Raw genomic sequence first — 14,745 nt, 5'->3', positions numbered from 1 at the left:
GGGTCCAGAGCCGGTCGAGAGCCGAGACTGATGCTGATGCTGATGGACGCTCGGTCGAGCTCAGTCGAGCGAGATGACGACCGACTTGACCTTGGTGTAGGAGGCCAGCGCCTCGGGCCCGTACTCGCGGCCGAAGCCGGATGCCTTGACCCCGCCGAACGGCACCGCGGGGTCGAGCATCGCCCAGTCGTTGACCCATACGATGCCCGCCTGGAGCCGGTCGGCGACGCGGTGAGCGCGGGCCAGGTCGGTGGTCTGGAGGCCCGAAGCCAGGCCGTACGGAGTCGAGTTGGCCAGTTCGACGGCCTCGTCCTCGGAGTCGAAGGGCTGCACGGTGAGGACCGGCCCGAAGATCTCCTCCTGGACCACGCGGGAGTCGTTGGCCAGGCCCGCGATGACCGTGGGCTGGTAGTAGAAGCCCCCGTTCAGGTCCAGACGCTCGCCGCCGCAGACGACACGGCCGCCCTCCTTGCGGGCCAGGGCGACGTACTCCTCGACCTTGCGTACGTGCTTCTCGCCCGCCATCGGCCCGATGACGGTCCCCGGGTCCCGGGGATCGCCGATCGGTACACCGGGGACCGCGTCGGCGAGGATGCCCACCACCGTGTCGTAGAGGGGACGCGCGACGAGGAGTCGCGGGCCGCCCATGCAGAACTGGCCGGTGTTGAAGACGAAGCCCTTGATGACGGCGCCGACCGCCTTCTCCAGGTCGGCGTCCTCGAAGACGATGTTGGCCGCGTTGCCGCCCAGCTCCATCGTGACCGACTTGAGCGCCTCGCCGGCCACGCTCGCGGCGTGCCTGCCGATCGCGGTCGACCCGGTGAAGGCGACCTTGTCGACGCCGGGATTCCTGAGGAGCGCCTCGCCGGCGACCGGACCGGCACCGGTGACGACGTTGATGACGCCGTCCGGGACACCGGCCTTCTGGAGCAGCCGGGCCATGTAGAGGGCGCTCAGCGGGGTGTCGTCGGCGGGCTTGTGCACCACGACGTTGCCGGCCGCGAGGGCGGGGGCGAGCTTCGAGCTGGAAAGGATCAGCGGGAAGTTGAACGGCGTGATCGCCGCGACCACACCGATCGGCCCGCGCCGCGTGTACGCGTGGGCGTTCAACGGAGTGTCGCGGGTGGCCCCGTCCAGGGTCTGGGCGAGCGCCGCGCAGTACTCGTACTCGTCGGCGGCGGTCAGCACGTCCACCGGGAGGCACAGCGAGATCGGCTTGCCGACGTCGAGGCTCTCCAGAGCAGCGATCTCGTCGGCGTTCTCCCGGATCAGCTCCGAGACGCGGTGCAGCACCCGGCCGCGCTCACGTCCGCTCAGCTTCGCCCACGGGCCGTTGTCGAACGCCTCGCGGGCGGCGCGGACGGCCGCGTCGACGTCGGAGGCGGATGCCTCCGCGACGGTCGTGACCACCTCTCCGGTGGACGGATCGATCACGTCCGTACGCGCTCCGTCGGCCGCCTCGCGCCACTGTCCACCGATGAACAGCTGCCCGGGCCCGCCCTCAAAGGTGGTCGTCATTGCCCACTCCTCAGCCTTGCCAGTCTTGATCGCCAAGTTTTCAACCAACAGGATTCCTGTTGGTTCGCAGTCTCATTACAGACAGGTTTCCTGTCAATGCCCTAGGCTGAACCCATGGTCGTCACCAAGGCACCCCCGTCGCTCCTGTACATGGTCAAGCAGGTGGAACTCGTCGTCCGCTCACACCTTGACGACTTGCTGAAACCGGCGGGCATCACAGCTCTGCAATACACCTCGCTCACCGTCCTGGAGCGGCACGACGGCCTGTCCGCGGCACAGCTCGCACGTGACTCGTTCGTGACCGCGCAGTCCGTGGCCGATGTGGTCCGGGCCCTGGAGAACCGCGGCCTCGTGCGCCGCGAGCGCAATCCGCACAACCGCCGCGAGCTCCTGATCCTCCTCACCGAGTCTGGCCGCGATCTGCTCGCACAGCACGCCGAGGCCGTACAGGAACTCGAGGAGCGCATGGTCCGGGACCTCACCGCGCACCAGACCGACCAGTTCCGGCAGGCACTGTCGAAGGCGTGGCAGGCACTGTCCTAGGGCCGCCCTGCGGGCCCGGCAGCTGCCGCTCCGCGGGGCCCAGCAGTCGCCGCCCCGCGGGCCCGGCAGGCACTGTGCCGCGAGGCGGCCACGCGCTGCCCTGAAATCCGGTAGGCGACACGCCCCGCAAATCGAAGACATATGTCAATCGAACATGCTGAAATTCACTCCATCGAGGGTAACTTGCTGGGTGGGGAACGGTTTAGCGGCCTCCAGCGCCACAGTGCCGCGTCTACGCTCGCAGAACGACGTCACCCTGGCCCCCGGTGACCTTGTTGGAGGTGATGTCGTCGTGGGCGACGATTCCACGCCCCTCTCTCCTCACCTGCGCGTCCGCCAGGACCGCGGGCACACAGTGCTGGAGTTCCACGGCGAGATCGACATCCTCGCGGCGCTGGACATCATCCCGGTCCTGGACGCGGCGACGGGGCGTGCGGCCGCCCAGGTCGTGCTCGACCTGCGGAACATCGACTTCTTCGACTGCTCGGGCCTGCGCCTGCTGTACCGGGCCCGCCGCCGGGTCCTCGCGCAGGGCGGACAGCTGCACCTCGTATGCACCCATCCGCTGACCCTGCGCATTCTCAGCGTGACCGGGCTCGACGGGGTCATGCCTGCGCTGTCGAGCATGGACGAGGTCCTCGGACAGCACGAAACCACCTCGGGGTCCTTATGACGGCCCCAGGGGCTGATCAAGGATCTCGCCCCCGGGGCCACTCGGAGACACCGCCCTGCGGCTTGCTCGAGGAGCTTGCCCGGGGCTATTTGAGGATCTTGGTGACCTGACCGGCACCGACCGTCCTGCCGCCCTCCCGGATCGCGAACTTCAGCCCCTCCTCCATCGCGATCGGCTGGATCAGCTGGACGTGCATGGTCGTGTTGTCACCCGGCATGACCATCTCGGTGCCCTTGGGCAGCGTCACCACTCCCGTGACGTCCGTGGTGCGGAAGTAGAACTGCGGCCGGTAGTTGTGGAAGAAGGGCGTGTGCCGACCGCCCTCGTCCTTCGACAGGATGTACGCCCTCGCCTCGAACTCGGTGTGCGGGGTCACCGAGCCCGGCCGGATGACGACCTGCCCACGCTGGACGTCCTCGCGCTTCACCCCGCGCAGCAGCAGCCCGACGTTCTCCCCGGCCCGGCCCTCGTCGAGCAGTTTGCGGAACATCTCGATGCCCGTGACCGTCGTCTTCGTCTTCTCGTCGTGGATGCCGATGATGTCGACCTCCTGATTGACCTTCAGCACGCCGCGCTCGATGCGGCCGGTGACGACCGTGCCGCGGCCCGTGATGGTGAAGACGTCCTCGATCGGCATCAGGAACGGCCGGTCGACATCGCGTGCGGGCTCGGGGACGAACTCGTCGACGGCCGCGAGGAGTTCGAGCACCGACCCGGTCCACCGCTCGTCGCCTTCGAGGGCCTTGAGCGCGGAGACCCTGACGACCGGGACGTCGTCACCCGGGAACTCGTACTCGGTGAGCAGCTCGCGCACTTCGAGCTCGACGAGTTCGAGGATCTCCTCGTCGTCGACCATGTCGGTCTTGTTCAGGGCGACGACGATGTACGGGACGCCGACCTGGCGCGCGAGCAGAACGTGCTCCTTGGTCTGCGGCATCGGGCCGTCGGTCGCGGCGACCACCAGGATGGCGCCGTCCATCTGCGCCGCACCGGTGATCATGTTCTTGATGTAGTCCGCGTGCCCCGGGCAGTCGACGTGCGCGTAGTGCCGCCGCTCCGTCTGGTACTCGACATGCGCGATCGAGATCGTGATGCCGCGCTGGCGCTCCTCGGGTGCCTTGTCGATCTGCTCGAACGGCGTGTACGGATTGAGGTCGGGGAACCGGTCGTGCAAGACCTTCGTCACGGCCGCCGTGAGGGTCGTCTTGCCGTGGTCGATGTGACCGATCGTGCCGATGTTGACATGCGGCTTGGTCCGCTCGAACTTCGCCTTGGCCACTGCGAGCCCTCCTGATCACGGGGGTGACATGAGCGTGGTCCGCTTGGTCGTGTCGCTGGTTCTGTTCGCTTCGTCTCGCCAGGTCTGTCTCGCTAGGTCTATTCGGTACTGCCGTTCGCCCGCCGTGTCCACGGCCGGGAAACCGAGGTTGCGCCGCGGCGGGGAAAATCCGTTGCGGCCCACCGCTGCGAGCGCGCCATGAAGGGCTCGTACCCCCTTCCCGACTTCAGGAGCACGGAATGCGCCGAGTCCTCGGAACCCTTCGCCCCCATCGGACGACAGTTCTCGAGGACTCGACCACACATGCGTTCCCTGAACACCGCGCACACTCCGCGCAGCTCGAACACCCTGAACGTCGGCATCCTGACTCACGTCGACGCGGGTAGGACCAGACTCACCGAGCGGCTGCTCTTCGACGCCGGCGTCATCGACCGGCTCGGCAGCGAGGACGCCGGCGACACCCGCACGGACGACGGCGCGATCGAGCGGCGGCGCGGGATCACCATCCGCTCGGCCGTCGCCGCCTTCACTGTCGGCGGCGTCCAGATCAACCTCATCGACACTCCCGGGCACTTCGACGCCATCGCGGAGGTCGAACGCGCCTGGAGGTCCTCGACGGCGCGGTGCTGCTGCTGCCCGCCGTGGAGGGTGCGCGGACCCAGACCCGCGTTCCGACGAGGACGCTCCGGCAGCTTCGGCTGAACAACTGCAGACCGCCGAACCCCACGTCCCCCAAAGGCCCCAGCATCGCCCTAAATCGCCCAACAAAGCGGTCTGACAAGGGATTTGAAGGGCATTAGATAAGGGGAAGGAGGACGTTCCACATGACGACGTCCCTGAAGCGCCTGCCCGGATGGGCGAAGGTCTTGAGTGCGGTCGTGCTGGTTCTGGTGGTGCTCCTCGCCGGGCTGCGCCTGAGCCTGCTGCCCGGGCTGCGCGACGTGTTCCGCGAGGACACCTACGACCGGTCGGGACCCACACTCCTCAAGTCCATCCAGGACATCAGCCGTTACGACGCCGCCTCGGGCAACTTCCAGGTGGTGGTGGATCTCGAGAAGGACACCCAGTACCTGCCGGACGCGGTTCGCGGCACCCGCACCCTGTACGTGGGCGCGGGCACCGTGGACGCCTATGTCGACCTCGGAAAGATCGGCGAGAAGGACGTGACGGTCAACGACGACCGCACGTCGGCCACGCTCAGGCTCCCCCACGCCGCACTGGGCAAGCCCGCGCTCGACCCCGACCAGTCCTACGCCGTTTCCAAGCAGCGCGGCCTCCTCGACCGGCTCGGCGACATCTTCTCCGACAACCCGAACGACGAGCGCGCGGTCCAGCGGCTCGCCGCACGCCACATAGGCGACGCCGCGAAAGACAGTCAACTGACCGCCCGCGCCGAGGAGAACACCACCAGCATGCTCAAAGGACTGCTGGGCTCCCTGGGCTTCAAGAACGTACAGGTGACGTACGGGACCTGAGCCTCGACCGGCTCGAGCGACGTCACCGCCCACCTCGCCTCACCCGACTCACCACCTCACCCCAACCTCACCAACCTCACCAACCTCACCAACCTCACCCGGCGATGATGCCGGGAAGCGCCAGCGCTCCGAGCAGGGCGGCGCCCGCGAGCAGCCATGCCACGTAGTCGCCGATGTGCCCGGACTGGAGCCGCCGCAGCGGTCCGGTCCAGGCCTCGCCGAGCAGGCTCTTCGCTCGGGTGACGGCCAGCGCGGCGAGGACCACGGCCAGGAGTGTCGACGTGAGGCCGAGAAGCACTCCGGCCGTGGTCCAGTGGGGCGAGGTGAACGCCCCGCCGGATCCGGCCTCGCTCACCGAGTGGTCGACCACGGTGGCGAAGCCGGGGGCCACGCCGACGGCGAGCGCGGCGGCGAGCAGCACCGCGGGCACGGCCGTCATGGTGTCCGGTACGCGCGTCAGCCGCCGCCGGGTCTCGGGGCGTTCGCCGGCGCCGGTCGTCTCGTAGTGCTCTTCGGAGACGTCCTCCTCCGGTTTCGGCCCGAGGCCGAGGAACACCCGCGCGCCGACCCGCAGCACCGCACCCGCCGTCACCGTCGACACGGCCACGAACAGCACGGTCAGGGCAGGCCCCACCGCTTCCTCGGTGAGCGCCTTGCCCAGCCCGGTCCCGAACGGAGGCAGTCCGGCGAGCCCCAGCGCACCCACTCCGAAGAGCACCGCGACCCCGCGCGTCTTCCGGGCGCGCCCGTGCAGCGCGTGTTCGTCGACGCTGCCGTACCGGTCGAGGAGGATGCCCGTACAGGCAAAGAGGGCGGCCTTCACTCCGGCGTGGCCGAGGATGTAGAGCGCGACGCCGCCGTCGCCCTCCGGCTTGAGCACGCCGATTCCGATGAGGAACAGCCCTACGTGGGCGACCGTCGAGTACGCCAGCAGCCGCTTGATGTGCCGCTGGCACCAGCACAGCACGGCCCCGACCACGCCGGTCAGTGCGCCGAGCACCACCAGCGCGCGCTCCAGGTCCGCCGCCGGGATGCCGCCCGGCCCCGCGAAGACGTCCCCGTACACGCGCCAGACCCCGTAGACACCGAGTTCGACCATCACGCCGGACAGCAGCATGCACACCGGTGTCGGTGCGACCGCGTGCGCGTCCGGCAGCCAGAAGTGGAAGGGCACGGCGGCGGCCTTGACCAGCAGCCCGGTCAGGACGAGCACGAAGGCGGTGAGGACCAGCGCGTCGGGCGGGCCGTGCTCGTCGAGCCGCCGCCCGATCTGCGACATGGCGAGCTCGCCGGTGCGTGCGTACAGCAGCACGATGCCCATCAACATGGCATAGGCGCCGAGGGAGTTGACCACACCGAACGTCAGCGCGCCCTGTACCGCCCTGGCCTCCTCGACCCGGTGTCCCGTCAGCGCGTACGCCACGACGCTCATCAGCTCGAAGAAGACGAACGCGTTGAAGAGGTCCCCGGCGATCGCGAAGCCGCACATGCCTCCCTGGAAGAGCAGCATCAGGGCCGGGAAGGAGCCCGCGTGGCGGCGCGGCGGCTCGTCGAAGTAGCGCCAGGAGTACGCGAGTGCCGCCAGCGTCAGCAGGGAGGCGAGCGCGGCCATCCCGAGCCCCGGCCCGTCCCCGATCAGCATGATCCCCACGCTGACGCCGTCGCGGGGCACCCAGTCGCCGACCCACTCGACCATGGGCGGCGAGGACTGGAGCGCGAGAAAGATGGCGAGGCCCGCCGTGGCCCCGGAGACGACGCAGCCCGCCGTCTCGGCCACCGGGCGCGGGAGCCGGCGGCCTCCGGCGACGAGGAGGGCGGCGCCCAGCAGCGGTACGACGACGAGCAGCGGCAGCAGATGGTTCGGGTGGTCCATCAGCCACGCAGCTCGGAGAGTTCGTCCGGGTCGACCGTGCCGTGGCGTTTGGCGACCTGTAGAACGAGGGCGAGCAGCAGGGCCGTGACGGTGGCGCCGACGACCACGTCGGTGAGGGCCAGCGCCTGCACGACCGGGTCCACGACGGGCCGCGAGCCGGGTTCGATGTCGGAGTAGACCGGGGCGGTGGCGCCGTCGCGGTAGCCCACTGCCAGCAGCAGGACGTAGGTGGCCGCCTGGCAGACCGTCAGGCAGCCGACTGCGTGGATCAGGTTCCTGCTGGTGGCGAGGCCGTAGCAGCCGACGAGGAAGATCCACGCGGCGATCAGGTAGGGCAGTACGGACATCACGGTCGGCTCACTCCCCGCTCTCGGTTCTCGGCCCTCTCGACGGGCGGCTCACTTCCCGCTCTCCTCGATCTCGACGGCCTGGTCCAGGAATCGGGCGAGCAGCACGACGGCCGCGCAGGCGACCTCCATGCCGATGGCCGCGTTCAGCAGCGGGACGGCTCCGCCGGACGACAGCGTGTTGAACGTGCCGTGCGGGAGCAGCGTGTTGGCGAGGAACGCCGTCCCGGCCAGCACGCCCGCAAGCCCCAGCACGAGGTACGCGGACACGCCGAGCGCGTCGCCGACCTCGTACAGGCCGACCGGCCGGATGCGCTCCAGGGCGCCGTAGTCGGCGCCGAGATACAGCAGGTGCAGGGCGGTCGCCGCGACCACACCGCCCTGGAAGCCGCCGCCGGCGCTGAGTTGTCCGTGGGCGATGACGTAGAGGCCGGTGAGGAGGGCGACGGGGAGGGTGAGGAGCGCGTAGCGCCGTACCTGAGGGGCGACATGGGCGGGCGCGGGTTGCGCGCGGTGTTCGTCGCGGGTCTGCCGCAGCAGGACGACAGTGCCGAGGACCGCCGCGAAGAGGATGGCCATCTCGCCCATCGTGTCGAAGGCGCGCTGGTCGAAGTTGACGGACGACACCGTGTTGGCGGTCCGCTGAGCCAGGGATGTGCGTACCGCCCGGTCCCCGTACGGGTGCCGGTCGCCGCCGAAGTCGGGCATCCGCAGACAGGCGGCGACGAGGAGCGCCGCGAGGCCCCCTCCGCCGACGCCCAGGATCCAGAGCCGTACGCGCCTGCTCACTCCGTGCGTCCCTTCCGCTGCCGGCGTCGCCTCACCTTGCGTACGGAGAGCAGCAGCAACAGCGGGGTCAGGGCCGAGCCGACCGCGAGCTGCGAGAGGGCCACGTCGGGGGCCTGGAGCACGGTGAACAGCAGGGCCAGCGCCACGCCGAGGACGGCGAGTACGAGGGCCTGGTGCACGGGATCGCGTGTCACCACTGCCGCGGTGGCGGTGGCGGCGACCAGCAGCAGGGCGACGGTGATGAGAGCGTCATCCATGGCGCTCCTCGCCCGTCGGCATGCCGTGGGACAGGGCCCGGGACGCGACGAGGTTCCCGCAGATCAGCAGCACTCCGGTGACCAGGAGCTTGACCATGGCCCGCCCCGGCCCGGTGGCCACGCACACGGCCAGCACGACCGCCGCGCCGAAGCCCGCGGTCGCCCAGGTGAGCACCTGGGCGCGCGGCGGGTCCTCGTCCAGATCCTCGGCGAGCAGGCGGGCGAAGACGAGGGTTCCGATGGGGCCGAGGAGGGCGAGGACCAGCGCGACATCCACGTACGACGGCCTGGCGTAACCCTGGGCGAGCAGCAGGAGGCCGGCGCAGACCACCGTCGTGGACAGGTTCTGCGCCACGGCCCGGCGTCGCAGCGGGCCCGTGGACACGCCCCACACCGCGGCCGCGCCGCCCCCGCCGAGCGCGACCGTCGCCGTGACGGTCCAACCGTTCATCGCGCGCCCACCGCCCGTCGGGCGGCGCTCGCCGCGATCGCCCCGAGGAGGGAGGCGGCCGCTCCGACCGCCAGTTCCAGGGTGTCGACCGCGCTGATGAACATCAGCCAGAGGACGGCCAACGCGGCCCACCAGCCCAGGACTTCGAGCAAAGCACGGAAGAGCGTCGCACGCCCGACCATCACGTCACCTTTCACCCCATTTGACCTGCATATCCACGACATCATCCACCATCGCCCGAGACCGTCCGACGGCGGCGCGCGACGGGTATCTGCCCGAAGTGCCCCGGTAGCCCGAAGGGAAACCGGGCCGCCCTCGGCGGGGACAGACCACTCGGGTCCCGTGAACATCACACGTCCCGAACTTGGCGTCGGCCGCATCGTCGGCCTCTCCCGGGGGTAATCGCCCTTAACCGGACGTCAGTTGAAAACTGGAGGGTTGAATGGCCCGCACAGTGTTACGTCCACGTACCGCACTACGCTCCTCCTCCACCTCGCACTCCCAGTCCAAGAAGTCACGTCCTGGGTCCGCGAAGTCGGACTCCCGCCCGAAGTCGGACTCCGGCCCCAAAAAGCTCCCCTTTCTCGTACGGCTGCTGGTGATGCTGTGCGCTTTCGCGGCGATGGTGGCGTTCGCGGCGGCGCTCGCCCAGCTCACGCTGCAGCCGTCGCCGGCCTCCGAGTCGCTGACGCACAGCAATCTGCACCCGGGCCGTTCCCTGCGCGCCTATCTCGACCAGCCCGAACTGCGCGACGCGGCCAAGCAGATCGGCGGCAACCTGCTGCTGGGCATCCCCTTCGGGTTGCTGCTGCCCGTGCTCGTTCCCGGGGCGCGCGGGATTCTGCGGGTGCTCCTGCTGACCGCGGCGGTGATGCTGATGGTCGAGCTGGTTCAGGGTGCGTTGGTCACCGGGCGCGCCTTCGACGTCGACGACGTCATCCTCAACACCACGGGGGCGCTGGTCGGTTACCTGCTCCTGGGCCGACGACTGAACCGTGCGGTGCATCCGCGGGAGCCCCGCCGGAAGCGATGAAGGCACACGGGGCCTTCCGCACCCCGGGGCCATTGGTCCGTACCAAACTCTTGACGCCCCGTTACCTCACTACTTAAATCAAGAGGCGAAGCGCGCACCCCCTACCTCAGTCGGCCCGTCCCCCACCGGGATCGCCATACGGAAGGGAGAGTCGTGGATTCCCCACGTCCGCTCCGCAGACGCCTCTGCACCGTCCTGTCAGCCGCACTCCTCGCGTCACTCCTCGCGTCCGCCGCCGTCGCTCCCGCGCGGGCCGATCCCGAGCCCGGGGCCGCCGCGGCCGTGACGTTCTCCGACACCTTCGACGGGCCCGCCGGTTCGGCCGTCGACTCCTCGAAATGGCAGATCGAGACCGGCGACAACGTCAACAACCACGAGCGGCAGTACTACACGCCCGGCACCAACAACGCGGTCCTGGACGGCCAGGGCCGTCTGGTGATCACGGCCCGCCGCGAGAACCCGAACAACTACCAGTGCTGGTACGGGCGTTGTGAGTACACCTCGGCCCGTCTCAACACCGCGGGCAGGTTCACCACGACCTACGGACGGGTCGAGGCCCGGCTGAAGGTGCCGCGCGGACAGGGCATGTGGCCCGCCTTCTGGATGCTCGGCAACGACATCGGGCAGGTCGGCTGGCCGAACTCGGGCGAGATCGACGTCATGGAGAACGTCGGCTTCGAGCCCTCGACGGTGCACGGCACCCTGCACGGGCCGGGGTACTCCGGCACGGGCGGCATCGGCGCCGCCTACTCGCTGCCCGGCGGCCAGGCCTTCGCGGACGCCTTCCACACCTTCGCCGTCGACTGGACGCCCGACGCGATCACCTGGTCCGTGGACGGCACGGTCTACCAGCGGCGCACGCCCGCCGATCTCGGCGGCAGGCAGTGGGTGTTCAACAAGCCGTTCTTCCTGATCCTCAATCTCGCGGTGGGCGGCTACTGGCCGGGCGACCCGGACGGCTCGACCGTGTTCCCGCAGCAGCTGGTCGTCGACGAGGTGAAGGTGACGACGAGCGGCTGAGGAGGAAGAAACGGCTTGCCGACGCGGGACGCCCGGACGGCCGACGCGGGAGGTCGGCCCCGGAGCCCGGCCGGGTCCAGCCCGGCCGGGCTCCGTCCCGCGGCTCCGCCGCGATGGGGTCCCCCGCTCATGGGGTCCCCGCTCGAGCGAAGCCGAGAGTGGGGGAGTAGCCGAGAGCGGGGGAGTAGCCGAGAGCGGGGGAGCGACCAGCCCCCACCGCCCGCGCACGCGGCGGAGCCCCGCATATCGACACACCAGCACCGTTCTGCCGGCGGAGCGCTCAGCGGGGATACCAGGTGAGCTTGTCGCCGCCGACCCAGCGGACCACTTCCGGGTCGTCGGCGTCGTGCACCGGGATGCCGTATGCCGCGGCGGCCGTCAGGACGTCCGTGAAGCTCCTGGCCTCGCCGACGACGTCACCGTCGATCTCCACGATACGGAAGGGCGGATCGGCGGGCTGGACGCCCAGCACCGTGATCCGCGGGTGCGAGATGCGGGGGCTTGCGCTTTCGGTCATGTTCCCACCGGTTCCACACGTGTGCCGCCGGTATGCCTGCCGGGCGGCAAGGTCGGTCGTCGTGGCACTCGGTGACGCCGACGTGGCCGGCGTCCGAACGAGGTTCGCACTTCATGGTGGCACAGCGAGGCCCCGGTGGCTGCCGTGCGGGCCGTGGCCGCCGTGCGGGCCGGAGCGGGCTGCGCGACGCTGGAGGCATGGACCCGGTCGAGGCCCTGGACCGGATCGCGTTCCTGCTGGAGCGGTCCCTGGCCCCCACGTATCGCGTACGGGCGTTCCGCACGGCGGCGGACGCGGTCACGGCGCTGCCCGCCGACGAGGTGGCGCGGCGGACGGCCGAGGGGTCGCTGGAGTCGCTGAAGGGCATCGGACCGAAGACCGCTCAGGTGGTGCGCGAGGCGCTGGCCGGACAGGTGCCGGGCTATCTGGAGAAGCTGGAAGGGGAGGCCGCGGGCCGCCAGGTCCACGGCGAGGAGCTGCGGGCGCTGCTGCGCGGCGACTGCCACCTGCACTCGGACTGGTCGGACGGCGGCAGCCCCATCGAGGACATGGGCCGGACGGCGGCGCGGCTCGGGCACGAGTGGGCGGTGCTCACCGACCACTCACCGCGCCTCACGGTGGCGCGCGGGCTGTCCGCCGAGCGGCTCAGGGAGCAGCTCGGCGTCGTCGCGGAGCTCAACGCACGCTGGGCTCCCTTTCGGCTGCTCACCGGCATCGAGTGCGACATTCTCGACGACGGCTCGCTGGACCAGGATCCGGAGTTGCTGGACCGGCTCGATGTCGTGGTGGTGTCCGTGCACTCCAAGCTGCGTATGGACGCGGCCGCGATGACACGCCGGATGGTCGCCGCCGTACACAATCCGCACTCCGACGTGCTGGGTCACTGCACAGGACGGCTGATAACAGGGCGCGGGCGGCCCGAATCGGAGTTCGACGCGGACGCGGTCTTCGCCGCCTGCGCCGAATCGGGGACGGCCCTCGAGATCAACAGCCGTCCCGAACGGCTCGATCCACCGCGACGGCTGCTGCGCCGGGCCGTCGAGGCGGGCCTCCTGTTCTCCGTGGACACCGACGCGCACGCACCCGGACAGCTCGACTGGCAGGTGTACGGGTGTGCGCGGGCCGAGGAGTGCGGAGTGCCTCCGGAGCGGGTGGTCACCACCTGGTCGGCGGACGAGCTGCTGGCCTGGGCACGGCATCGCGAGACGCCGTCCGGCGTGCACGGTCGATGAGGCTCGCCGGTCGTGACGCACCTCACGGGGCACTGCTGCGGACCTGGGAACACCCGCCAGTGGTTTCCCGTTAAATCAGACGTGGGTGCGGATGGGACAGTGTCCCCGGGCCTCACCTCACGCCCACAGGGACGATCGTTCGGCTGAAGCCCTGTGGAGCACATCGCCGAGAGGCGACCGCCATCCGTGGCCACCCACAGACGGCCCCGACCGTGATTCCCCCGTCCGGTCGGGGCCTTTCGCGTTCCCGCTCGTTCCCATGTGCCGCGCTCGGCCGAGTTTGGCCTCGGCCGAGTTTGACTTCGAGAGCGCTTCAATTCGTAGCGTCAGCGGCATGACCACCGCACAGCACAAGATCGGTTCTGGATTCGGCCGCCGGAGCACCACGGACGACGTTCTGCGAGGGAACGACCTCTCCGGGAAGCTCGCGATCGTGACCGGCGGCTACTCAGGGCTGGGCCTGGAGACCACGCACGCCCTCGCCGAGGCGGGTGCCCGTGTGATCGTCCCGGCGCGCCGCCGCGAGGTCGCCGAGAAGGCCGTCGACGGCATCGAAGGCGTCGAGGTCGACGAACTCGACCTCAGCGACCTCGTCAGCGTCCGCGGCTTCGCCCAGCGTTTCCTCGCCTCGGACCGCACCATCGACATCCTCATCAACAGCGCTGGGATCATGGCCTGCCCGGAGACCCGCGTCGGCCCCGGCTGGGAGAACCACTTCGCGACCAACCACCTGGGTCACTTCGCACTCGTCAACCGGCTCTGGCCCGCTCTCGCGCCCGGCGGCGCCCGGGTCGTCTCCGTGTCGTCCCGGGGCCACCACCTCTCGGACATCCGGTGGGACGACCCCCACTGGGAGGACGGCACGTACGACAAGTGGCAGGCGTACGGCCAGTCGAAGACCGCCAACGTGCTGTTCGCCGTCCACCTGGACCGGCTCGGCCGGGAGTCCGGAGTACGAGCCTTCTCACTGCACCCCGGCGAGATCCGAACGGAACTGGTCCGCCACGTCTCCAGGGAGGAGATGCTCGAGCTTGGCTGGATCGACGCGGACGGCACACTGAGCGGCAGCTTCAAGACCCCTGAGCAGGGCGCCGCGACACAGGTGTGGGCGGCCACCTCATCCCAGCTCGACGGCATGGGCGGTGTCTACTGCGAGGACTGCGACATCGCCGAGCCCCCTCCGGCCGGACACGCGTCGCTCGGCGACATGTTGCCCGGCGTACGGGACTACGCGATCGACCCGGCGGCCGCCGCCCGCCTGTGGGCCCTGTCTGCGGAGCTCACCGGGGTCAACGCCTTCGCCTGAGAGTGGTTGGCCCGAGCGCTGTCACTCGTGGCGTCCGGCGAGCGGTTCGGGCCGGTCCGGGCCCGTCGGTTCAGGCGGGCGACTCCTCCGGTCCGGGATGCTCAGGGTGAACGGTGCCCGAGCGCGGGGCACCCTGCCGGCCGGTGCCCGCCTCGTCGGTGTCGGGGACGTCGGTGTCCGGATCCGTCACGTCCTCGTCGGTGTCCTCACGCCGCTTCGGATCGGCGGGGGTGACGTCCCAGTGGTCGTCGCTCTCCTGGACCTGCTGGTCCGGCAGGTCCCGAGGTACGGGGCCACCGTTCTCCTCGGGCCTCTCCTCACGGTGTTCGGTCACGGCGTGCTCCCCTCCTCGTCGCGCGGAACTCCTCGGGTGAAACTCCTCGCCGAACTGGTGCGAGTACCTGACACCGCGAGCGCCGAAACCCCGGGGGC

The 14,745-nt window shown here is 70.0% G+C and carries 16 protein-coding genes and 2 pseudogenes; 8 read left to right on the top strand and 10 right to left on the bottom strand.

The window, feature by feature from the left end:
- Nucleotides 1–60: 60 nt before the first annotated feature.
- Nucleotides 61–1,518 carry an aldehyde dehydrogenase family protein gene (locus ACTWQR_RS16455; protein ID WP_443227806.1) on the bottom strand — a complete coding sequence of 486 codons (1,458 nt, stop codon included), beginning with the start codon at nt 1,516–1,518 and terminating at the stop codon, nt 61–63.
- 114 nt (nt 1,519–1,632) lie between these two features.
- On the opposite strand from ACTWQR_RS16455, the gene ACTWQR_RS16450 reads away from it, so the two are divergent.
- Both ACTWQR_RS16450 and ACTWQR_RS16445 read left to right on the top strand, forming a co-directional pair.
- Nucleotides 1,633–2,061 (top strand): MarR family winged helix-turn-helix transcriptional regulator, encoded by a 429-nt coding sequence (locus tag ACTWQR_RS16450; RefSeq protein ID WP_443227805.1) that lies wholly within the window; start codon nt 1,633–1,635, stop codon nt 2,059–2,061.
- A 292-nt stretch (nt 2,062–2,353) separates the two neighbouring features.
- A complete protein-coding gene (locus tag ACTWQR_RS16445; RefSeq protein WP_443227804.1) occupies nt 2,354–2,734 on the top strand; it encodes an anti-sigma factor antagonist in 381 nt (126 codons plus the stop codon).
- A gap of 85 nt (nt 2,735–2,819) precedes the next feature.
- Here the strand turns inward: ACTWQR_RS16445 and tuf are convergent, their stop codons facing one another.
- A complete protein-coding gene (tuf, locus tag ACTWQR_RS16440; RefSeq protein WP_443227803.1) occupies nt 2,820–4,013 on the bottom strand; it encodes an elongation factor Tu in 1,194 nt (397 codons plus the stop codon).
- A gap of 303 nt (nt 4,014–4,316) precedes the next feature.
- Between tuf and ACTWQR_RS16435 the strand changes: the two are divergent.
- A pseudogene (locus ACTWQR_RS16435) lies at nt 4,317–4,714 on the top strand (GTP-binding protein); the annotation flags it as partial.
- A gap of 123 nt (nt 4,715–4,837) precedes the next feature.
- Complete coding sequence (locus tag ACTWQR_RS16430) at nt 4,838–5,488, top strand: DUF4230 domain-containing protein (RefSeq protein WP_443227802.1); 651 nt, start codon at nt 4,838–4,840, stop codon at nt 5,486–5,488.
- A gap of 94 nt (nt 5,489–5,582) precedes the next feature.
- Here the strand turns inward: ACTWQR_RS16430 and ACTWQR_RS16425 are convergent, their stop codons facing one another.
- The 6 genes from ACTWQR_RS16425 to ACTWQR_RS16400 are packed head-to-tail and all read right to left on the bottom strand — an operon-like array spanning nt 5,583 to nt 9,387.
- Nucleotides 5,583–7,361 carry a complex I subunit 5 family protein gene (locus ACTWQR_RS16425; protein WP_443227801.1) on the bottom strand — a complete coding sequence of 593 codons (1,779 nt, stop codon included), beginning with the start codon at nt 7,359–7,361 and terminating at the stop codon, nt 5,583–5,585.
- Nucleotides 7,361–7,708, bottom strand: coding sequence for a sodium:proton antiporter (locus tag ACTWQR_RS16420; RefSeq protein ID WP_443227800.1), 348 nt, complete (start codon nt 7,706–7,708; stop codon nt 7,361–7,363). Before ACTWQR_RS16420 ends, ACTWQR_RS16425 begins: the two co-directional genes overlap by 1 nt.
- A gap of 51 nt (nt 7,709–7,759) precedes the next feature.
- Entirely contained in the window at nt 7,760–8,497 is a 738-nt protein-coding gene (locus ACTWQR_RS16415; protein WP_443227799.1) for an MnhB domain-containing protein, read from the bottom strand.
- A complete protein-coding gene (locus ACTWQR_RS16410; protein ID WP_443227798.1) occupies nt 8,494–8,754 on the bottom strand; it encodes a Na(+)/H(+) antiporter subunit B in 261 nt (86 codons plus the stop codon). Before ACTWQR_RS16410 ends, ACTWQR_RS16415 begins: the two co-directional genes overlap by 4 nt.
- Nucleotides 8,747–9,205 (bottom strand): MrpF/PhaF family protein, encoded by a 459-nt coding sequence (locus ACTWQR_RS16405; protein ID WP_443227797.1) that lies wholly within the window; start codon nt 9,203–9,205, stop codon nt 8,747–8,749. The genes ACTWQR_RS16410 and ACTWQR_RS16405 overlap by 8 nt, the downstream gene beginning before the upstream one ends.
- Nucleotides 9,202–9,387 (bottom strand): hypothetical protein, encoded by a 186-nt coding sequence (locus ACTWQR_RS16400; RefSeq protein ID WP_443227796.1) that lies wholly within the window; start codon nt 9,385–9,387, stop codon nt 9,202–9,204. Before ACTWQR_RS16400 ends, ACTWQR_RS16405 begins: the two co-directional genes overlap by 4 nt.
- Nucleotides 9,388–9,647: 260 nt before the next feature.
- Between ACTWQR_RS16400 and ACTWQR_RS16395 the strand changes: the two genes are divergently transcribed.
- On the top strand, nt 9,648–10,238 hold the full coding sequence (locus ACTWQR_RS16395; RefSeq protein WP_443227795.1) for a VanZ family protein: 591 nt from the start codon (nt 9,648–9,650) through the stop codon (nt 10,236–10,238).
- A gap of 153 nt (nt 10,239–10,391) precedes the next feature.
- Nucleotides 10,392–11,252: pseudogene (locus tag ACTWQR_RS16390) on the top strand (glycoside hydrolase family 16 protein); the annotation flags it as partial.
- Between the two features lie 286 nt (nt 11,253–11,538).
- Here ACTWQR_RS16390 and ACTWQR_RS16385 read toward each other — a convergent pair.
- On the bottom strand, nt 11,539–11,775 hold the full coding sequence (locus ACTWQR_RS16385) for a hypothetical protein (RefSeq protein WP_443227794.1): 237 nt from the start codon (nt 11,773–11,775) through the stop codon (nt 11,539–11,541).
- A 197-nt stretch (nt 11,776–11,972) separates the two neighbouring features.
- Here ACTWQR_RS16385 and ACTWQR_RS16380 point away from each other — a divergent pair, with 197 nt between their 5' ends.
- On the top strand, nt 11,973–13,007 hold the full coding sequence (locus ACTWQR_RS16380) for a PHP domain-containing protein (protein WP_443227793.1): 1,035 nt from the start codon (nt 11,973–11,975) through the stop codon (nt 13,005–13,007).
- Nucleotides 13,008–13,341: 334 nt separating this feature from the next.
- The gene (locus ACTWQR_RS16375) at nt 13,342–14,313 is read left to right on the top strand and encodes an SDR family NAD(P)-dependent oxidoreductase (RefSeq protein ID WP_443227792.1); all 972 of its coding nucleotides are present in this window, start codon (nt 13,342–13,344) and stop codon (nt 14,311–14,313) included.
- 70 nt (nt 14,314–14,383) lie between these two features.
- On the opposite strand, the gene ACTWQR_RS16370 is transcribed toward ACTWQR_RS16375, so the two are convergent.
- Complete coding sequence (locus ACTWQR_RS16370; protein ID WP_443227791.1) at nt 14,384–14,647, bottom strand: hypothetical protein; 264 nt, start codon at nt 14,645–14,647, stop codon at nt 14,384–14,386.
- Nucleotides 14,648–14,745 lie beyond the last annotated feature (98 nt).

The sequence above is a fragment of the Streptomyces sp. 2A115 genome (assembly GCF_052245575.1).
In the GTDB taxonomy this organism is placed as follows: Bacteria; Actinomycetota; Actinomycetes; order Streptomycetales; family Streptomycetaceae; genus Streptomyces.
This window is presented reverse-complemented; position numbering and strand designations above follow the sequence as displayed.

What these genes read in the sequence shown, in the direction of transcription:
- ACTWQR_RS16455 (WP_443227806.1), bottom strand. Translation starts at nt 1,518, where the DNA reads ATGACGACCACCTTTGAGGGCGGGCCCGGGCAGCTGTTCATCGGTGGA.
- ACTWQR_RS16450 (WP_443227805.1), top strand. Translation starts at nt 1,633, where the DNA reads ATGGTCGTCACCAAGGCACCCCCGTCGCTCCTGTACATGGTCAAGCAG.
- ACTWQR_RS16430 (WP_443227802.1), top strand. Translation starts at nt 4,838, where the DNA reads ATGACGACGTCCCTGAAGCGCCTGCCCGGATGGGCGAAGGTCTTGAGT.
- ACTWQR_RS16425 (WP_443227801.1), bottom strand. Translation starts at nt 7,361, where the DNA reads ATGGACCACCCGAACCATCTGCTGCCGCTGCTCGTCGTCGTACCGCTG.
- ACTWQR_RS16420 (WP_443227800.1), bottom strand. Translation starts at nt 7,708, where the DNA reads ATGTCCGTACTGCCCTACCTGATCGCCGCGTGGATCTTCCTCGTCGGC.
- ACTWQR_RS16410 (WP_443227798.1), bottom strand. Translation starts at nt 8,754, where the DNA reads ATGGATGACGCTCTCATCACCGTCGCCCTGCTGCTGGTCGCCGCCACC.
- ACTWQR_RS16405 (WP_443227797.1), bottom strand. Translation starts at nt 9,205, where the DNA reads ATGAACGGTTGGACCGTCACGGCGACGGTCGCGCTCGGCGGGGGCGGC.
- ACTWQR_RS16400 (WP_443227796.1), bottom strand. Translation starts at nt 9,387, where the DNA reads ATGGTCGGGCGTGCGACGCTCTTCCGTGCTTTGCTCGAAGTCCTGGGC.
- ACTWQR_RS16395 (WP_443227795.1), top strand. Translation starts at nt 9,648, where the DNA reads ATGGCCCGCACAGTGTTACGTCCACGTACCGCACTACGCTCCTCCTCC.
- ACTWQR_RS16385 (WP_443227794.1), bottom strand. Translation starts at nt 11,775, where the DNA reads ATGACCGAAAGCGCAAGCCCCCGCATCTCGCACCCGCGGATCACGGTG.
- ACTWQR_RS16380 (WP_443227793.1), top strand. Translation starts at nt 11,973, where the DNA reads ATGGACCCGGTCGAGGCCCTGGACCGGATCGCGTTCCTGCTGGAGCGG.
- ACTWQR_RS16375 (WP_443227792.1), top strand. Translation starts at nt 13,342, where the DNA reads ATGACCACCGCACAGCACAAGATCGGTTCTGGATTCGGCCGCCGGAGC.